General features: G+C 71.9%; 17 protein-coding genes. 8 read left to right on the forward strand and 9 right to left on the reverse strand.

What is annotated here, in order from left to right:
* The first annotated feature begins 588 nt into the window (after positions 1 to 588).
* Both AC3IYI_RS10225 and AC3IYI_RS10230 read left to right on the forward strand, forming a co-directional pair.
* Positions 589 to 876 carry an amidohydrolase family protein gene (locus tag AC3IYI_RS10225; RefSeq protein ID WP_489409877.1) on the forward strand — a complete coding sequence of 96 codons (288 nt, stop codon included), beginning with the start codon at positions 589 to 591 and terminating at the stop codon, positions 874 to 876.
* Positions 877 to 1,017: 141 nt separating this feature from the next.
* Entirely contained in the window at positions 1,018 to 2,715 is a 1,698-nt protein-coding gene (locus AC3IYI_RS10230; RefSeq protein ID WP_489409878.1) for an FAD-binding oxidoreductase, read from the forward strand.
* Positions 2,716 to 2,803: 88 nt separating this feature from the next.
* Here the strand turns inward: AC3IYI_RS10230 and AC3IYI_RS10235 are convergent, their stop codons facing one another.
* Positions 2,804 to 3,574, reverse strand: coding sequence for an FAD-dependent monooxygenase (locus AC3IYI_RS10235; protein ID WP_489409879.1), 771 nt, complete (start codon positions 3,572 to 3,574; stop codon positions 2,804 to 2,806).
* Between the two features lie 6 nt (positions 3,575 to 3,580).
* Here AC3IYI_RS10235 and AC3IYI_RS10240 point away from each other — a divergent pair, with 6 nt between their 5' ends.
* On the forward strand, positions 3,581 to 3,841 hold the full coding sequence (locus AC3IYI_RS10240; protein WP_489409880.1) for an ArsR/SmtB family transcription factor: 261 nt from the start codon (positions 3,581 to 3,583) through the stop codon (positions 3,839 to 3,841).
* A 181-nt stretch (positions 3,842 to 4,022) separates the two neighbouring features.
* On the opposite strand, the gene AC3IYI_RS10245 is transcribed toward AC3IYI_RS10240, so the two are convergent.
* The 4 genes from AC3IYI_RS10245 to AC3IYI_RS10260 form a co-directional block, all read right to left on the reverse strand.
* Positions 4,023 to 4,805 carry an AfsR/SARP family transcriptional regulator gene (locus tag AC3IYI_RS10245; RefSeq protein ID WP_489409881.1) on the reverse strand — a complete coding sequence of 261 codons (783 nt, stop codon included), beginning with the start codon at positions 4,803 to 4,805 and terminating at the stop codon, positions 4,023 to 4,025.
* Between the two features lie 245 nt (positions 4,806 to 5,050).
* A complete protein-coding gene (locus AC3IYI_RS10250) occupies positions 5,051 to 5,812 on the reverse strand; it encodes a ScbR family autoregulator-binding transcription factor (protein ID WP_489409882.1) in 762 nt (253 codons plus the stop codon).
* A 145-nt stretch (positions 5,813 to 5,957) separates the two neighbouring features.
* On the reverse strand, positions 5,958 to 6,725 hold the full coding sequence (locus AC3IYI_RS10255) for a glucose 1-dehydrogenase (protein ID WP_489409883.1): 768 nt from the start codon (positions 6,723 to 6,725) through the stop codon (positions 5,958 to 5,960).
* 79 nt (positions 6,726 to 6,804) lie between these two features.
* Positions 6,805 to 7,500, reverse strand: a complete 696-nt coding sequence (locus AC3IYI_RS10260) for an HAD family phosphatase (RefSeq protein WP_489409884.1) — start codon at positions 7,498 to 7,500, stop codon at positions 6,805 to 6,807.
* 384 nt (positions 7,501 to 7,884) lie between these two features.
* Between AC3IYI_RS10260 and AC3IYI_RS10265 the strand changes: the two genes are divergently transcribed.
* Positions 7,885 to 8,877: a ScbA/BarX family gamma-butyrolactone biosynthesis protein gene (locus AC3IYI_RS10265; RefSeq protein ID WP_489409885.1), complete on the forward strand. Its 993-nt coding sequence runs from the start codon at positions 7,885 to 7,887 to the stop codon at positions 8,875 to 8,877.
* A gap of 246 nt (positions 8,878 to 9,123) precedes the next feature.
* The gene (locus AC3IYI_RS10270; protein ID WP_489409886.1) at positions 9,124 to 9,957 is read left to right on the forward strand and encodes a PIG-L family deacetylase; all 834 of its coding nucleotides are present in this window, start codon (positions 9,124 to 9,126) and stop codon (positions 9,955 to 9,957) included.
* Positions 9,958 to 10,058: 101 nt separating this feature from the next.
* Here AC3IYI_RS10270 and AC3IYI_RS10275 read toward each other — a convergent pair whose 3' ends face one another.
* Complete coding sequence (locus tag AC3IYI_RS10275; RefSeq protein ID WP_489409887.1) at positions 10,059 to 11,468, reverse strand: sensor histidine kinase; 1,410 nt, start codon at positions 11,466 to 11,468, stop codon at positions 10,059 to 10,061.
* Positions 11,465 to 12,151 (reverse strand): response regulator transcription factor, encoded by a 687-nt coding sequence (locus tag AC3IYI_RS10280; RefSeq protein ID WP_489409888.1) that lies wholly within the window; start codon positions 12,149 to 12,151, stop codon positions 11,465 to 11,467. Before AC3IYI_RS10280 ends, AC3IYI_RS10275 begins: the two co-directional genes overlap by 4 nt.
* A gap of 72 nt (positions 12,152 to 12,223) precedes the next feature.
* On the opposite strand from AC3IYI_RS10280, the gene AC3IYI_RS10285 reads away from it, so the two are divergent.
* The gene (locus AC3IYI_RS10285) at positions 12,224 to 13,426 is read left to right on the forward strand and encodes a UDP-N-acetylglucosamine--N-acetylmuramyl-(pentapeptide) pyrophosphoryl-undecaprenol N-acetylglucosamine transferase (RefSeq protein WP_489409889.1); all 1,203 of its coding nucleotides are present in this window, start codon (positions 12,224 to 12,226) and stop codon (positions 13,424 to 13,426) included.
* 29 nt (positions 13,427 to 13,455) lie between these two features.
* Positions 13,456 to 14,472, forward strand: coding sequence for an SDR family NAD(P)-dependent oxidoreductase (locus AC3IYI_RS10290; RefSeq protein WP_489411494.1), 1,017 nt, complete (start codon positions 13,456 to 13,458; stop codon positions 14,470 to 14,472).
* 16 nt (positions 14,473 to 14,488) lie between these two features.
* On the opposite strand, the gene AC3IYI_RS10295 is transcribed toward AC3IYI_RS10290, so the two are convergent.
* Positions 14,489 to 14,812, reverse strand: a complete 324-nt coding sequence (locus AC3IYI_RS10295; RefSeq protein ID WP_489409890.1) for a hypothetical protein — start codon at positions 14,810 to 14,812, stop codon at positions 14,489 to 14,491.
* Positions 14,813 to 14,891: 79 nt separating this feature from the next.
* On the opposite strand from AC3IYI_RS10295, the gene AC3IYI_RS10300 reads away from it, so the two are divergent.
* A protein-coding gene (locus tag AC3IYI_RS10300; protein ID WP_489409521.1) for an IS5 family transposase occupies positions 14,892 to 15,751 on the forward strand; the annotation gives its coding sequence in 2 pieces (ribosomal slippage) (positions 14,892 to 15,240 and positions 15,240 to 15,751; 861 coding nt in all).
* A gap of 214 nt (positions 15,752 to 15,965) precedes the next feature.
* Here the strand turns inward: AC3IYI_RS10300 and AC3IYI_RS10305 are convergent.
* Complete coding sequence (locus tag AC3IYI_RS10305) at positions 15,966 to 17,558, reverse strand: Na+/H+ antiporter (protein ID WP_489409891.1); 1,593 nt, start codon at positions 17,556 to 17,558, stop codon at positions 15,966 to 15,968.
* Between the last annotated feature and the right edge of the window lie 30 nt (positions 17,559 to 17,588).

The following is a 17,588-nucleotide window of genomic DNA, read 5'->3' on the forward strand; positions in this document are numbered from 1 at the left end:
GACATGACTTACTGTCGCGTTCGCGGTTGTCCCGGTCTGTCACCCGTCGGACACTCTTCTGGGTCATTCCGGGACAGGACGGGGCGCCCAGAAAAGGCAGAGGACGGAGCGGCGCCTTGAGTTTCGAGGAACAGTGGTCGCGCAAGATCGTGCAGGCACCCCCGGGCGAGGGTACGAGCCGCTGGGCATTCGGAGACAAGTAGCGATCTAATCGGGCGAGCACAACACCGGAAAGCATTTCTGCATGATGGAAGCGCTGGACCACGCGGCAGTGTGCATTCGTTCAAGAACGTCAGCGATGAGCCCGCGAAACTTCTCATCATGTTCACGCCCGGGGGCAAAGACGGATTCTTTTTGGGCGCCGGTGTATCGGCGGACGACAATGCATCGATGCCGCCGGCCGACCAATACGCGCTGGTCGTGGAGCGTGCACTCAGGGTGGCCCCGGAGTACTGCGACGAATACCCTTCGTAAATTTCATGGTCATGGACCGGCACGGCATCGACGCGGCCGTACCGTCCGTCACCGCTCCGGGCGTGACGGCACCCCGGCTGCTTCGGCGCCTTCGCGATCCTGCCGCTGCCCGACGTGGCCGCGGCGCGGGAGGAACTGGCCTACGCCATCGACGAGCTGGGACTCGACGGTGTCGGACTGCTCACCAGCTACGAGGGCCGCTACCTCGGCGACCCCGATGACCTCATCGGTTCGCTCGGACGCCTGCACTACGACATCGCGATGTCCGCCACCGAATACGCCCTTCCGGCGCTCACCAAGTTCGCGGGCACCGGGAACATCCTGTTCGGCAGCGACTTCCCCTTCATGCCCGCCGCTCACACCACGGAGAACACCGAGGGCTTCCACGCCTTCCCGGGGTGATCCGACGAGGAGCGCGCGGCCATCGGCCGGACCAACGCGCTGGGCCTCCTGCCCCGCCTGTCCGAACGGATCGAAAAGGCCTCCTGACGCCTCAGGGCGCCGCGGGACCACGCACACTCCACGAAAGGTTCGCCAACAGCAATGACAGACGTATCGAACGGCCAGTGGAGTCGCAGGCGGCTGCTGGGCAACGCGGCGGCGGTCGTCGGCGCGAGCGCGGCGATCACCGCGGGCGGCGCCGTCACGGCGCGGGCCGCCGAGTCCGCGACGGGCCCCGCGGCCGGACCGGCCGCGGAGTTCCCCGCGGCGAAGGTCTCCGCGACCGACCCGCGCTACCAGGACCTCGTGCGCGGCATGAACCAGCGCTGGACCGGCCGTCCCGAGAGCGTGCGGGTGGTGGACTCCACCGCTCAGGTCCTCGCGGTCGTCCAGGAGGCCGCCAGGGCCAAGAAGAAGCTCACCGTGCGCAGTGGCGGCCACTGTTACGAGGACTTCGTCTTCAACGCGGACACGCAGATCGTCCTCGACATGTCCGAGATGACCTCCGTCTACTGGGACGCCACGTACAAGGCCTTCGCCGTGGAGGCGGGCGCCACCCTGCTGGACGTCTACGAGCGGCTGTTCAAGGTCTGGGGCGTGACCGTGCCCGGCGGCATGTGCTACTCCGTGGGCGCCGGCGGCCACGTCAGCGGCGGCGGCTGGGGCATGCTCGCCCGCGAGCACGGCCTGATCGTCGACCACCTGTACGCGGTCGAGGTCGTCACCGTGGACGCGGCGGGCACCGCCCGCACCGTCCTCGCGACCCGCGAGGCGACCGACCCCCACCGCGACCTGTGGTGGGCGCATACGGGAGGGGGCGGCGGCAACTACGGCGTCATCACCCGCTACTGGTTCCGGTCGCCGAACGCCACGGGCACGGCGCCCGAGCAGTCGCTCGTCAAGCCGCCGGCCGAGGTCTTCATCAGCGCCGTCTCCTGGAAGTGGGACCAGATCACCGAGGCGGCCTTCACCCGCCTCACCCGCAACTTCGGCGCCTGGCACGTCGCCAACGGGGCGCCCGGCGGGACGTACGGAAGCCTGATGAGCTTCCTGCTGCTGAACCACAAGTCCAATGGTGAGATAGGCCTGCTCACCCAGATGGACGCCACCGCGGCGAACGCGCGGCAACTCCTGGAGGACTTCCTCGCGGCGGTCACCGAAGGCGTCGACATCCCGCACGGTCCGGTCACCAAGGCCATGGGCGAGCACGGCCCGATGCCGGAGTACTTCACCCCGCAGCGCATGGGCTGGCTGCAGGCCACCCGTTACCTGGGCACCACCAACAGCACCCTGATGGACCCGACGCTGCGCGGCGACTACAAGTCGGCCTTCCACAAGAAGAACGTGACCGACGCGCAGATCGGCGCCTTCTGGAAGCACCTCAACCGCACCGACCTGGACAACCCCGGCGCGATGGTGCTGCTCAGCTCCTACGGCGGCAACGTGAACGCGGTCAGCCCCGGCGCCACGGCCACCGTGCACCGGGACTCGGTCTTCAAGCTGCTCTTCCAGAGCTACTGGCCGTCCGCGGCCGACGACGCGGTCAGCATCTCCTGGCTGCGCGATCTCTACGAGGAGACGTACGCCACGACCGGCGGCGTCCCCGTGCTGAACGACGTCACCGACGGCTGCTACATCAACTACTGCGACATCGACCTGGGCGACCCGGCCCACAACACGTCGGGCGTGCCCTGGTACACGCTGTACTACGGTTCCAACTACCCGCGCCTGCAGCAGATCAAGGCCAGGTACGACCCGGCGAACCGCTTCAGTCACGGGCAGTCCATCCGGCTCCCGTAGGACGAGCGGCCGGGCGGCGGGCCCGCCCGGCACCTCACGTGCCGGGCGGGCCCTTCGCGTTCTCCGGTTCACCGCTCGAGCCCGTGGCTCACCGCGGGAGCGGCGAGCCGAACCAGGCGCGCAGCGCCGCCGTCAGGGTCCGCGCGTCCTCCGGGACGCCGGCCGCGCTCCACGCCGTGTAGCCGTCGGGACGGACCAGGAGCGCGCCGGGCGTCCGGACGTCGGTCACCGCGGAGAGCGTGGTGACACGGTCGGCCCAGGGCCGGGCCGCGTCGAGCAGGTCATCGCGCCCGCCGAGGTCGAGCAGCAGCGGACGCCCGCCGTGCAGCAGCTCGGCCAGGCCCGTCTCGGCGTCGCCGGTCTTGAGCGGGAGATCGGGGGCGAGCAGCCCCGCCATGGGGTCGGCCGGGGCGCCGATGTCGTACCGCACCGCGGTGCCGCTGATCATTCCACTGAGGTACTCGTTGACCTGGGGCATGTGCATCAGCTCGGTGAAGAGCTCGCGCAGCGCGTCGGTGCGCGGATCGGGGTTCATCAGCGCGACCTGCGCGCGGACGTTGTAGAGCACCTTGGCCGCCACCGGGTGGCGCTCCGCGTGGTAGGTGTCGAGCAGCGCCTCGGGGGCCCAGCCCTGCACCTGTGCGGCGAGCTTCCACCCCAGGTTGACCGCGTCCTGGAGTCCCAGGTTCAAGCCCTGGCCGCCGGCCGGGAAGTGGACGTGCGCGGCGTCGCCGGCGAGCAGGACCCGTCCGGTGCGGTAGCGCTCGGCCTGGAGGGCCGCGTCGCTGAAGCGGGTCAGCCAGCGGGGGCTGGCCATGGGCACGGGGTACCCGGCGATGCGCTCGACCTCGTCCCGCATCTCGTCGTGGTCCGCGCCCTGGCGGCCGGCGGCGAGTACCCGTGCGGCAGCCTGCTCGAAGGCGTCTCCAAATCGACGCTCACCCACCATTGGCGGGTGCTGCGCGAGGGCGGCCTCATCTGGCAGCGCCCGTCCGGCAGGGAGCTGCTCCTGTCCCTGCGGCGCGAGGATCTCGACGCGCGCTTCCCCGGACTGCTCGACGCGGTCCTCGGTGCGATCTCGGTCGACACACTCCCCCGCGCGGGCAGCGCCCGCCCCACGGGCTGATCACCACCGCGCGTCCGGTCCGCGCCGTCGCGGGCCGGACGCGCGGAGACATCGCCGGCCCGGGGTCGGACGCGCCGAAACGGCCCGGAGCCGTACATATCCAACGGGCCCGTACGCGTCGAACAGGTCCGGAGCCGTACGTGTCGAACCGACCCGGAGCCGGATGCTCCGGATGCCCCGGTCAGGCCGCCCGGGGGGCCGTGGCGGCGGCGCTCAGCAGGGCGGTGCGGTCGGCGGCCCAGACCACCGTCGCGGGTCCGCCGTTCGGGCGCCGCTCCGCCGCGAGCGAGTGACCGCGCTGCGGTCCGACGCGCCGCCGGGAGCGGCGCAGGGCCGCGAAGCGTTGCGCGTCGAGGTGCCCGTGGCCGCTGTGCCGGACGAGCAGGGCCGAGAGCTCGGCGTCCAGCTCGCAGTGGAGGCCGAGCGCCAGCCCGGCTTCCACCCACTGGCCGAGCACGGCGTACCGGGTCTCCTCCAGGGCCGCGATGCGCTCGCCGAGCCAGGCGCCCGCGTCGATCCCGGCGAAGGCCGGGCCGGACCACAGGTCCAGGGCGCCGCGCAGCCGGCGGGCCGCCTTCTCGAAGTCCCCGCAGGAGATGGCCCGGTAACCGGCGCCCGCCTCGCGCTCGAAGTCGCGGAAGTCGCAGCGGCCCCCACCGGTGTCGAGAAGATACCCGCCGGGCACGGCCGACAGCACCGTGTCGGGAGTCCGTGCCGCACCCGGACCGGGCTGCAGGGCCCCCGCGAACTGCTCGCGCAGCATGCGGACCGCGGCGTGGGCGACGGCCCGGGTGTGCTCGGGCGGAGCGCAGCTGGTCAGCTCGTCGGCCAGTACTGACACGGGTACGACCTGATCGGCATGGGCCGCGAGGACGGCCAGTACGTGGCGGGCCTCCGGGGTGGGCGCCGCGATCGGGACCCCGTTTTCGGTGACACGCAGCCCTCCGAGTACGTCAATGTCCACGGTTCCCTCCCTGGAGGCAAGACACAGCGACACTGGACGTCAGGAAAAATAATACCCGGAAGGATTTTTTGCAAGCCACTTGTGACCGGGGTTCGGAGGGGCGCAGCGAGGCCCCTGAAGGCGCGGACGCGGACATGCGGACGCCCGGACGAGAGACCCGTTTTCCGGGCCCCGTCCGGGCATCAGCACCATCCGTCGCCGCCGTCTACGGCACGCCGCACGGCAGGCCGCCGTCAGCGGCGCGCTCAACCCGCGCGGCTTTCCTCCTGCACGCCGGCCACCGAGGTCCACGGCTCACCGTCGAGGGCTGCCACCGGCCGGCGCACGCCCGAGGCGCAGCCGTAATCACACGGGTGCGTCCCCTGGGGCCCGTACAGCGCCCTCGCCCCGCGGCCCGGGGCCGTGTCCAGCCGGATCGCCAGGGACGGCACCACCAGGTTCGGCATGACATGGGTGTAGAGGGCCGAAACCTGCTCGTCCATGTCCATTCCGAGCATGTGGGACATCATGTTGAGCCCCGCGTAGGACCCGACGATCAGCCGTGCCGGCACGATCGGGTCCACGGTCGTCAACAGCTCGCCACGGGCCTTGGCCTCCGTCATCAACGAGACGTGGAGCTCTATCCACGCCTCGTAGGGTGAGGCCCGGTCCAGGCTCAGGCCGGTCTGGTCCAGCGTGAGCCGCGCGCTCGCCCGCATCAGGACGTCGTGCCGCAGCCGGTGCGAGAAGATCATCCCGGTGTCCACGAACTCCTGCACCTTGAACGGCTGGGGCATCGCGCGCGGGGCCGAGGCCACCTGGGCGTCGATCACCGCCTGGGCGAGGTGCTCCTTCGAGTCGAAGTGGAAGTAGAGCGCGCCTTTGGTCACCTTGGCGATGTTGACGATGTCCGAGAGCTTGGCCGATTCATAGCCTCGCTCTTCGAACACCACGGCGGCGGCCTCCAGGATCGCCCGGCGGGTGCGTACCGCACGGTCCTGTTTGACCTGTGGTCGTTCTGTCCTCATGTGATGCGACCTCTCCCGCCCCCATCCGTCATGCCGCTGCGCCCACCTTCCGGGGCAAGCAGCGGATGAAGTCTTTGTCTCCCCCGCCATCCCTCGTACACCGGCGCTTTACATGCCCTCGGGTACGTTCTTGCTTAGGGCAGTTTCACACCATGGAGAACCCGCCGTCCACCGGCATGGTCACCCCGGTGACGAATGAGGACCTCGCACTGCAGAGCCAGGCGGCGGCCTCGGCGATCTCCGCGGGCTCCGCGGTACGGGGCTGAGGCGTCCCCGCGTGCAGCTGCGCCTCGATGCCGGGCACGGCCGCGAACCACTGCTCGACCACCTCGGTACGGGTGGTGCCGGGCGCCACCGAGTTTACCCGGATGCCCTGGGCCCCGTACTCGGCCGCGGCCGCCTTGGTCAGGCCGATGACCGCGTGTTTGGCCGCGACGTACGGGGCCGCCACCGGGGTGGCGAGCAGCCCGCCGACGCTGCTGTTGTTGACGATCGCCCCGCCGCCGGTCTCCAGCATCGCGGCGATCTCCGGGCGCAGGCAGTTCCACACCCCGCGCACGTTGACTTCCATGATCTCGTCGTACAGCTTGTCGTCCATCTCGTGCAGCGGGCTCCGCCCCACGCCCCAGCCCGCGTTGTTGAAGGCGCAGTCCAGGCGGCCGAACTCCTCGACCGCGCGGGCGACGGCAGCCTCCGCGTCACCGCGCCGGGTCACGTCCGTCACCACGTACGCCGCCTGCGCGCCCTGCGCCCGCAGCTCCTCGGAGAGCTCCTTGATCCGCTGCTCACGCCGGGCGGCGAGCACCACCCGCGCACCCTCCCGCGCGAACACCCGGGCGGCCGCGGCTCCGATGCCACTGCTCGCCCCGGTGATCAGCGCGACCTTGCCCTCCAGTAGACCGTGCCCCTGCATTGCCGTTCCCTTCGTTTCCACTCGTTCCGCGTCCTCGCACTCGGCGTACCGCTCCGCACCGTCCGGCACGGCCGCGGGTTCAGGCCGCGCCGCCGATGCCCGCACCGGCCTCCGCGTCCACGGCGCGCAGGAGTTCCTCGTCGATTTCGCCGAGCGAGCCGACCAGGTTCCGCACGCCGGCTTCGCGCATCTGGCGCCCTTGGAAGCCGTGTTCGAAGGTACTGGGGTGCCCGATGAACGGCACACCCAGGCCGAGGGCCACCGCGGCGACACGTGCCACGTCGTCCACGAACAGCGCCTGGGAGTGCTCGAGGCCGAACCAGTCGACGGTGATCTCGTGGACGCCCGGGCGGAACGTGTCCGTGCTGATGTAGCCGGGGCCGTCGAAGAGGTGTGCGAGGTGCCCCAGGTAGTGGTCGAAATGCTCCTTGTCGAGGCCGCCGTAACAGACGGTCTGCAGCCCGAGGCCCCGGAGCCGGAGCAGGAGTTCCTCGACCCCCTCCATCACGTGCAGCGGGTGCTCGGCCAGATAGGCGGCCCGCTCCTCGAAGTACGCCTCCAGCACGCGCTCCGGCGTCCAGTCGAGCCCTGCGGCCCGGGCCAGGGCCGGGGCCGCGAGCGCCCGGGGCTGGGAGAAGATCGAGCGCTCCACCTCGCCGTCGTAGGTTCCGCCCCTGCGGGTGATGAACCCGTGAATGACCGGGCTGAAGGTGTCGTTGAGCAGGACACCGTCGATGTTCAGGGCGGCGAGCCGCAGGTGCTGCAGGGGGCGCATGGCGCTCCGATCACGCGGGGGAGGGCCGGCGCAGACGTTTTCCGGACTCCGAATCAGCCCGCGACGCGGGCGTACTCGATAGCCCCCCGAAAAATACCTAGCAGTATCCGCGTTGCTCTGCACCGGGAAAGATACCGGACGTCGGCTGTTTCTCGCCAGGCCGGATGATCACGGTGACACGCCTCAACTCACCCCGCAAAGCGGCTCCTGAGCGGGCATTTGCCGCAACTCATGCGCCCTGAAACCAGCTTGGCATGTGCCTTACGTCACTCAGTGCGGACGTGAGGGCGCCCCTCGGTGAAGATCGAATCATTAACCAAACTCGGAAGTACGTACTCTGAACCCCGTAGAGGTTTGCTGTACTCGTCCACGATGAGGGACTTCATGATCACGACCCTGGAACCGACGGACTTCACCACGCCTACTCCGGCCGAGCACTGCGCGTGTCAGGCCCAGACGGACAACAGGCTGGCCGCCACGGTTCCAAGGGCACTCGTCCACCGGGCGGCAGTCGCCGAGGTCTTCCTGACCGGCATGTGCCGCATCACCGAGGACCGCTTCCACATCAAGGCCCAGTGGCCCCGCGGGCACAGCTTCTTCGCACCCGTGGCGGGCACCCACTACGACCCGATGCTGATCGCCGAGACCATCCGGCAGGTCGGTGCGTACCTGGCTCACGAGGCCTTCGACGTACCGATCGGGCACCAGTTCCTGCTCTGGTCGCTGGAGTACTCCACCGTCCCCGAGCAACTCGTCATGGGCCGGGCCCCTGCGGACCTCGACCTCACCGTCACCTGCCCCGAGATACGACGCCGGGGCAACCGGCTCACGGCGCTCACCTACGAGGTGGTGGTCCGTCAGGAGGACCGCGTCGTCGCCACCGGGCGCGTCGGGTACACCGTCACCTCCCCCGCCGTGTACCAGCGGCTGCGCGCCAAGCAGCTGGCCACGCAGCCGGACTCGGTGCCCGGGTCCGCCCCGGTCGCGCCCGCCGAGGTGGGCCGGCTCTCCCCCTTCGACGTCGTCCTCTCCGCGACCTCCGCCCCGAGGGTGTGGGAACTGCGCTACGACATCCGCCACCCCGTGCTCTTCGACCACGTCGGCGACCACGTGCCCGGCATGGTCCTCCTGGAGGCCGCCCGCCAGGCCGTGACCATCGACGCCGAAGCCGGCGTCATGCCGGTCTCCGTCATGAGCACCTACCAGCGCTACGCCGAGTTCGGCAGCCCGCTGTGGATCCGCGCGGAACCCGCCTCGGCGGAACTGGACGGCGGCGCGGCCCGGTCGGTCCGGGTCACGGGCCACCAGGACGGCGAGCAGGTCTTCGAGGTCGTCGTCGTCACCGAGCCGGCCGGGTCCGTTCCGCCGCAGTTCTGAGCCCGGATCCACGGCTCGCGTCGACCCGCCTCGTTCGCGGTGAACGCGGCGCCGGCAAGGCCGAGCGGCCGTACCGGGAACACCCGGTACGGCCGTCATGGTTGTACCGACCGAGGGACCGGCGCCGTACGGGCGGGGATCACGGAGACCACTAGGTCGTCCGCCCCACCGGGATCCGGTCCCCGGGATCGCGGCACGTCCGCCGCGCACTCGGACCGAGACGGATGTCCGCAGGAGGACTGTTCCATGGCCGACCGGCCCTTGACGCTCATGGCAGTGCACGCCCACCCCGATGACGAGGCCACCGGAACCGGCGGGGTCCTCGCCCGGTACGCGGCGGAAGGCATCCGTACGGTGCTCGTGACGTGTACCGACGGCCGTTGCGGTGACGGACCGGAAGGTGTCAAGCCGGGCGGTCCCGGGCACGATCCCGCGGCCGTCGCCTCCATGCGCCGCAAGGAACTCGAAGCGAGCTGCGACGTCCTGGAGGTCGGCCACCTGGAGACGCTGGACTACGCCGACTCCGGGATGATGGGCTGGCCGAGCAACGACGCCCCCGGATCCTTCTGGCAGACCCCCGTGGAGGAGGGCGCCGCCCGGCTCGCGGAACTCATGCGGCACTACCGGCCCGACGTGGTCGTCACCTATGACGAGAACGGCTTCTACGGCCACCCCGACCACATCCAGGCGCACCGGATCACGATGGCGGCGCTGGAGATGACCGCGCTGACACCGAAGGTGTACTGGACGACGATGCCCCGCTCGGGGATGCAGCGGTTCGGCGAGATCATGCGCGAGTTCGCCGGGGACATGCCGGAGCCGGATCCCGCCGAGGCCGCCGCGCTGGCCGAGATCGGCCTCCCCGACGATGAGATCACCACGTGGGTGGACACCCTCGCCTTCAGCGGTCAGAAGTTCGACGCGCTGGCCGCACACGCCAGTCAGGGCGAGAACATCTTCTTCCTCAAGATGGGCAAGGAGAGGTTCGGCGAGCTGATGGGCACGGAGACCTTCCTACGCGTCCAGGACTCCACCGGCGCGGCCGTACCGGAGAACGACCTCTTCGCCGGACTGCGCTGATCCTCCCGGCAACCCCGCGGGTCACAGCACCCGGTCCGTCCCTTCCGGATCTCGTCTGCCAGACAAGATCCGGAAGGACGGCCCCGGGCATGTCGTGCCGATCAGGCCGGGGCCGCGAACGTCAGCCGGAACAGCGCGCCCCCGCCCGGGGCGGCCTCGGCCACCACCTCCGCCTCGTGCGCCCGCGCGATCTGCCGGGCCATCGCCAGCCCGAGCCCCGACCCGGGCAGCGCCCGCGCCGCCCCCGCCCGGTAGAACCGGTCGAAGACGTACGGCAGATCCGCCTCCGAGATCCCCGGCCCGTGATCCCGTACGGTCACCTGCGCGGAGCCGTCCCCCCGAACGGCCAGCGCCACCTCCACCTCGGCCCCCGCCGGGCTGAACTTCGCCGCGTTGTCCAGCAGGTTCCCCAGCAGCCGGCTGAGCCGGGCCGGCACCCCCGCCACCACCACCTCCCCCTCCCCCCGGGACGGCGACGGCGCCAGTACCCGGAAGGCCACCCCCGGCCAGTGCGCCCGCGCGGCCCCCACGCAGTACTCCACCAGCGGAGCCAGCCGCACCTGTTCCACCAGCAGCTGCGGTTCCTCCTCGCGGGCCAGCTCGATCAGGTCGTTGACCAGCCCGGTCACCTCCCGCAGCTGCCGCCCGAGCGCCAGCGAGGCCCGCTCCCGCTGCTCCGCCGTCAGCCGGTCCCCCCGCGCCAGCAGCTCCGCGTTCGTCCGCAGCGCGGTCAGCGGGGTCCGCAGCTCGTGCGAGGCGTCCGCGACGAGCCGGCGCTGCGCGGTGACGGACTGTTCCAGCTCCCCCAGCATGGTGTTGAAGCTCCCGGCCAGCCGCGTGACCTCGTCCTCACGGCCGCGCCCCGGAGGCGGCAGCTCGATCCGGTGCCTCGGGTCGCGGGTGGCGGCGATCCGCTCGGCGGTGGCGGTGAGCCGGGTGACCGGTGCCAGACCCGTCCGCGCGACCCAGTAGCCGAGCAGCGCGGCCAGGAGCACCCCCGCCGCAGCCGTCAGCGCCAGCCACCACGCGGCCTGCTCGATGCCGTCCTCCACGGTGTCCGCCCGCAGCGCCACCTGGAGCGCCCGCCCCTTGGCGTAGTCGGTGGTGAGCATCCGCGCCGGATGCCCTGCGTGCACGATGGCGGTGTAGTACGGGGCCCGCGTGCCCGCCGCGACGGCCCGCGCGGCCGGGGTGACCGGCAGCAGGTACGGCGCCCGGGGGTCGCGCCCCGGATCCGCCGGCACCACCTCGGCGCAGGCGGGCGCCGCCCGGAAGCGGCACTCCCCGGCCAGGGTCCCGGGTCCGGAGTCCGGGTCGCGCTGGGCGGCGAGGCGGGCGGACTGGGTCAGGCTGAGGTCGAGCTGCCGGTACAGCGCCCCGCGCACGACGAGGAAGGCCGCCGCGCACACGCCGAGCGCGACGAGGGCCACCGCCGCCGTGACGGCCAGCGCCAGCCGGGTCCGCAGCGGCCGCCTGCGCCGCCACCGCGCTCCGTTCCCCCGCCGGCTCACGCGGCGTCCAGCCGGTAGCCGACCCCGTGCACGGTGTGCACGAGCCGGGGCTCGCCGCCGGCCTCCAGCTTGCGGCGCAGGTAGCCGACGTAGACGGCCAGGGAGTTGGAGTCCGGCCCGAAGTCCCGGCCCCACACCAGTTCCAGGACCAGCTCGCGCGGCAGCACCTGCCCGGGGTGGCGCAGGAGCAGTTCGAGCAGTACCGCCTCGGTGCGGCTGAACTCCAGCGGCCGCTCGCCGCGCCGCCCCGTACGGGTGGCGGGGTCGAGGACGAGGTCCCCGTACGCGAGCACGGGCGCTCCCCCGGCCGGATCGTCGGGGGCGGCCCGCCGCAGCAGGGCCCGTACCCGGGCCACCAGCTCGTCGAGCGCGAACGGTTTGACCAGGTAGTCGTCGGCGCCCGCCTCCAGCCCGTCCACGCGGTCGCTCACCGCGTCCAGGGCCGTGAGGACGAGGACGGGCGTACGGTCGCCCACCGCGCGCAGTTGCCTGCACACGGCGAGCCCGTCCAGCACCGGCATCATCACGTCGAGGACCACGGCGTCCGGCTGCCAGAGCGCCACCTCGGACAGTGCTGCCAGCCCGTCGGCCGCGCCGCGCACCTCGTACCCCTCGACGGCGAGGCCGTCCTCGACGGCGGCCCGCACCTCGGGCTCGTCGTCCACCACCAGAATCCGCTGCATGCGGCAAAGCCTCCCAAATGCTCCGGGAGAACCTCTTAGAACGTTCTTAGGACGCACCGGAAGTCTGCGTCCATGACCTCCTCATCCCCTCCCTCCTCCTCACGCTGGCCGCTCTCCGTCGTGATCGGCGCGGGCGGCACCGGCGGCCACATCTATCCCGGGCTCGCCTTGGCCCAGGCGCTGCGCGCCGCCGTCCCGGACGCCGTGGTCTCGTTCATCGGCACCGAACGCGGCCTGGAGACCGAGCTGATCCCGGCCGCCGGCTACCGCCTGCACACCGTGGACATGATCCCCTTCGACCCGGCGCTGGGCGCCAAGCGCTACCTCCTTCCGGCAGCGCTGCTCCGCTCGGCCGGGCAGGCGCGGGCCGTGATCCGGGCGCAGGGCGCGCAGGTGGCCGTCGGCATGGGCGGCTATCCGAGCGCGCCCGCCGTGCTCGGGGCCCGGCTGGCCGGACTGCCTGCGGTCATCCACGAGTCCAACGCGGTACCGGGCCGGGCCAACCAGTTCGCGGCCCGCCTCACCCCGCACATGGCGGTGGCCTTCGACCGCAGCCGGGAGCACCTGGCGGGCGGGGCGCGGGCGCTGACCACCGGAATGCCCATCTCCGCAGCGCTGTCGGGCCTCGCCGGACTGTCCCGCCCCGAGCGGGCGGCGTTGCGCGCCGGGGCCCGGCGGGAGCTCGGGGTGCCGGACGGGCGGCGGCTGGTGGTGTTCAACGGCGGCAGCCTGGGCGCCGTACGCCTGACGTCGGCCGCGGCCGGGCTGGCGACCGCCTGGCAGGCCCGTGAGGACGTACAGCTGCTGATCAAGACGGGGCCGGCGGCGCTCGCGGACACGGTGGCCGCGCTGTCCTCCTCGGGCGGGCGGCGGATCGCACGGGCCGTGCCCTACCTGGACCGGATGGACCTGGTCTACGCGGCAGCCGACCTCGTGGTGTGCCGGGCGGGCTCGGCGACGGTGGCGGAGCTCGCGGCGACCGGCGTCCCCGCGGTGCTGGTCCCCTACCCGTACGCCCCGGGCGACCACCAGACCCACAACGCCCGGGTGCTGTCCGACGCGGGCGCCGGCCTGCTGCTGGCGGACGCCGAGGCGACGGCCGGCCGCCTCGCGGAGCTGCTCGCCCCGCTGCTGGCCGACCCGGCGCGGCTGGCGGCGATGGCCGGCGCCGCCGACCCCGGCCCGCACGCACAGGCCGCCGAACTGCTGGCCTCGCAGGTCCTGCGGGTCGCCGGCTTCCCCTCCTTCTCCCCCACTCCCCTGGAGCTCGTATGACCACGACGCACGCCCCCACGCCCGCGCCGATGCCCACCCCGGCGCGCACTCCCGCCGACTGGAGCGGCCGTACGGTCCTCGTCACGGGCGCCGAGGGCTTCATCGGCTCCACGCTCGTCGACCTGCTGGTCGCGCGGGGCGCGAAGGTGCGCGCCTTCGTGCACTACAAGCCGTACGCGGAGAAGGGCCACCTGGCCCGGTACCTGGCCGACCCGGGCGGCCCGGTGGAGATGTGGGCCGGCGACGTCCGCGACGCGGGCCGGGTCAGCGACGCGGTGGCCGGCTGCGACACGGTCTTCCACCTGGCGGCCCTGATCGGGATCCCGTACAGCTACGCCTCGCCCGGCGCGTACGTCCAGACCAACGTCACCGGTACCGAGAACATGGCCGAGGCCTGCCGCCGCCACGGCGTGCGCCGCCTCGTCCACACCTCCACCAGCGAGGTCTACGGGACGGCCCTGACGGTCCCGATCTCCGAGAGCCACCCGCTCCAGCCGCAGTCCCCGTACTCCGCTTCGAAGATCGGCGCCGACATGACGGCGCTCTCCTTCCACCACGCGTTCGAGCTGCCTGTGACGGTGGTCCGGCCGTTCAACACCTACGGCCCGCGCCAGTCGGCCCGGGCGGTCATCCCCACCATCCTCGCCCAGCTCCACTCGGGATCCCGGGAGGTCCGGCTGGGCTCCCTGACCCCGACCCGGGACTTCACCTACGTGACCGACACCGCGGCGGGCTTCCTCGCCGTCGCGGAGTGCGACCGGGCCCTGGGCGAGGTGGTCAACCTCGGCACCGGAGAGGAGATCTCCATCGGCGACCTGGCCCGGGCCCTGATCGCGGCGTCGGGCCGGGACGCGGAGGTGGTCGTCGACCCCGCCCGGCTGCGTCCCTCGGGCAGTGAGGTCCAGCGCCTGCTGTCGGACAACACCCGGGCCCGCGACTGGGCCGGCTGGAAGCCCGAGGTCTCCCTCCAGGAGGGCCTGACCCGCACCTCGGAGTGGATAGCCGGCCACCTCCACCTCTTCGCCCCGGACCGCTACCAGGTGTAGACCGCTCCCCTCCGGGTCAGGCCTGGTCCGGAAGGCCGGCCCGGTCCCCGTCCCGGTCCCTGGCCCGGTCCCGGTCCCGATCCCGATCCCGGTCCCTGGTCCGGGCCCGGTCGCGGAACCAGACGGCCGTTCCCACCAGCGCCGCCACCCCCACCCCGTACAGCGGCAGCCACAGGGTCGTCGTGGCCGCCAGGCATTCGGCGACCGCCGTACGGGCGTGGGTCTCCTGCGCGAACGCCAGCGCCGCCGCGTCACGGCCGGCCAGGTTCCCGAGGGCGGCCTCCGTCTGGAGCGCCTCGTACCTGCCCAGCAGCCCGCACTCGCCGCGGGTGCCCGGCATCGGGAACAGCCAGGCCCGGCGCTGGAGCAGGGGGGCTAGGGACTGTCTTCAAAGGGTTCTGATGGGGATCATGTGTTGCATGGTGCGTCGTCATGAGCTGTCGGATCTGGAGTGGGAAGCGTTGTCCGCGCTGTTGCCGCGGTCGTCGTCGGGGCGGCCGCGGCTGGATGACCGGCGGGTGCTGAACGGGATCGTGTGGAAGCTTCGGACGGGTACGGCGTGGCGTGATGTGCCGGCACGGTACGGGTCTTGGCAGACTCTGTACACACGTTTCCGCAGGTGGGCGCTGGACGGAACGTTCACGCGGATGCTGGCCGCGGTCCAGGCAGAGAGAGATGCGGCCGGTGACATCGACTGGCTGGTATCGGTCGACTCCACGGTCGCGCGGGCCCATCAGCATGCCGCCGGTGCCCGCAAAAAGGGGCAGGGCGGGGGGACGAAGTGTGTGATCACGCCCTCGGTCGATCCCGAGGCGGACTGACCACGAAGATCCACCTCGCCTGCGACGGTCGCGGCCGTCCGCTCGGCTTCGTCCTCACCGGCGGCAACGCCGCCGACTGCACGCGCTTCGAGGAAGTCATGCGCACCATCAAGGTCGGCCGGGCCGGGCCCGGCCGACCTCGAACCCGCCCTGACCATGTTCTGGGCGACAAGGGCTACAGCTCCCGCAAAATACGCGCCTACCTGCGTAAACGCGGCATCGGCCACACGATCCCGGAACGCCGTGACCAGCGCGCCAACCGATCCCGTCGAGGCCGTGCCGGAGGCAGACCGTGTGCCTTCGACAGGCTGCTTTACAAGAAGCGCAACGTGGTCGAGCGCTGCTTCAATCGCCTTAAGCAGTTCCGCGCGATCGCCACTCGCTATGACAAAACCCGCGAGTCCTACCAGGCAGCCGTCACCATCGCGTCCCTGTTCCTCTGGCTAAAACCCCTTTGAAGACACTCCCTAGGGCCTGTCGTCACGCACAGGCCGACGATCAGCGCGTACGCGACCAGGCCGCGCAGGTACGCCGAGCGGAGGCCGGGCGACCACTGCGCCCGTCGCTGGAAGGCGAGCATCACGGCGAGGAGCCTGCCACGGCCCCGGGCGCCATGCCGTGCGGGCCCCGCACCCCGCCCGGATGGCCCGCGCCCGGTGTCGGAGCCGGACCCTACGGACTGCGCAGACTGCGGACGTCCAGGTGCCGCAGCACCCGGTCGACGATCTCCGGATCGGCGCCCGGTTCGCTGCGCGCGGCCAGCACCTCGTGCCGGGCGGCGGACATCATCTCCCGCTGGATGCGCTGCACGTCGCGGATCCGCTCCACCCGCTTCGCGTACGCCTCCCGCCGCTCCTCGTCGACCATGTCGGGGCTGATCCTGGCGCCCACGTCGTACGCCCTGCGGTAGAGCACCTCCACCAGGTCCTCGGGCAGGTCCTCCACCTCCTCGATCTCCTTCAGCCGCCGCTTCGCGGCCTTCGCGGCGCGGATCGCCAGCGCGCGGGCGATCTCCGCCTCCGCGTCCGGGTCGGCCTCCACGCCGAGCCGGCGGACCAGCCACGGCAGGGTCAGTCCCTGGACCACCAGGGTGGTCATGATCACGGCGAAGGCGATGAAGACGATCTCCTGCCGGGCGGGGAAGGGATCCCCCGCGTCCGTCTCGAACGGGATGGCGAGCGCCAGCGCCACGGACGCCACGCCCCGCATCCCCGCCCACCACATGACCACGGACTCCCGCCAGCTCAGCGGGATCTCCTCGTCGTAGTCGCGCCGCGAGTGGAGCCGCTTCGCGAGCCAGCCCGCCGGCAGCAGCCACACCAGCCGTACGCCGACCACCACCGCGACCACGCCCACCGCCCACCCGGCCATCTCCCCGGCCCGGCCGCTCGCGGCCCCGAACACGTTGTGCAGCTCCAGCCCGATCAGCCCGAAGGCGACACCGGTGACCAGCATGTCGACGACCTCCCAGAACGTGTGCCCGGCGAGCCGGCCCAGCACGTCGTCGGCGTCGGTCGCGTACTCGGCGAGGAACAGCGCGGTGGTCAGCACGGCCAGCACGCCGGAGCCCCGGAACTCCTCCGCCAGCACGTACGCCACGAACGGCACGAGCAGCGTCAGCCCGATCTGGAGCGTGGCATCGCCGAGCCGTCCCATGAGCCGGTTGGCGGCCCAGCCGAGCCCGAGCCCCACCGCGACGGCCACGACGGCCGACAGCACGAACTCCCCGAGCGCCTCGGGCCACGAGAAGCTGCCGCTGACGGCGGCGGCGATGGCCACGTGGTAGAGCACGATGGCGGTGACGTCGTTGAAGAGCCCCTCGCCCTCCAGGATCGACACCATGCGCCGGGGCAGCCCGAGCGATCCGGCCACGGCGGTGGCGGCCACGGGGTCGGGCGGGGCGACGAGCGCGCCGAGCGCGACGGCCGCGGCGATCGAGAGCCCCGGCACCAGGGCGTGCGCGGTGAAGGCGACGGCCGCGGTGGTCACGAAGACAAGAGCGACGGCCAGCAGCAGGATGGGCCGCACGTTGGCGGCGAACTGCCGCCAGGAGGTCCGCTGCACGGAGGCGTACAGCAGCGGGGGCAGCACCAGCGGCAGGATGTACTCGGGCGGGATGTCGACGTTGGGCACCACGGGCACCAGGGCGAGCACCACTCCGCCGAGCGTCATCAACACGGGCGCGGGCAGCCCCAACCGGTCCCCGAGCGGCACCGTCACCACGGCCCCGAGCAACAACACGAACAACAGCAGGAGCTGATCCACTCCCACACACTGCCAGTCCGCTGCGCTCGG

It is taken from the genome of Streptomyces sp. GL_148 (genome assembly GCF_057834205.1).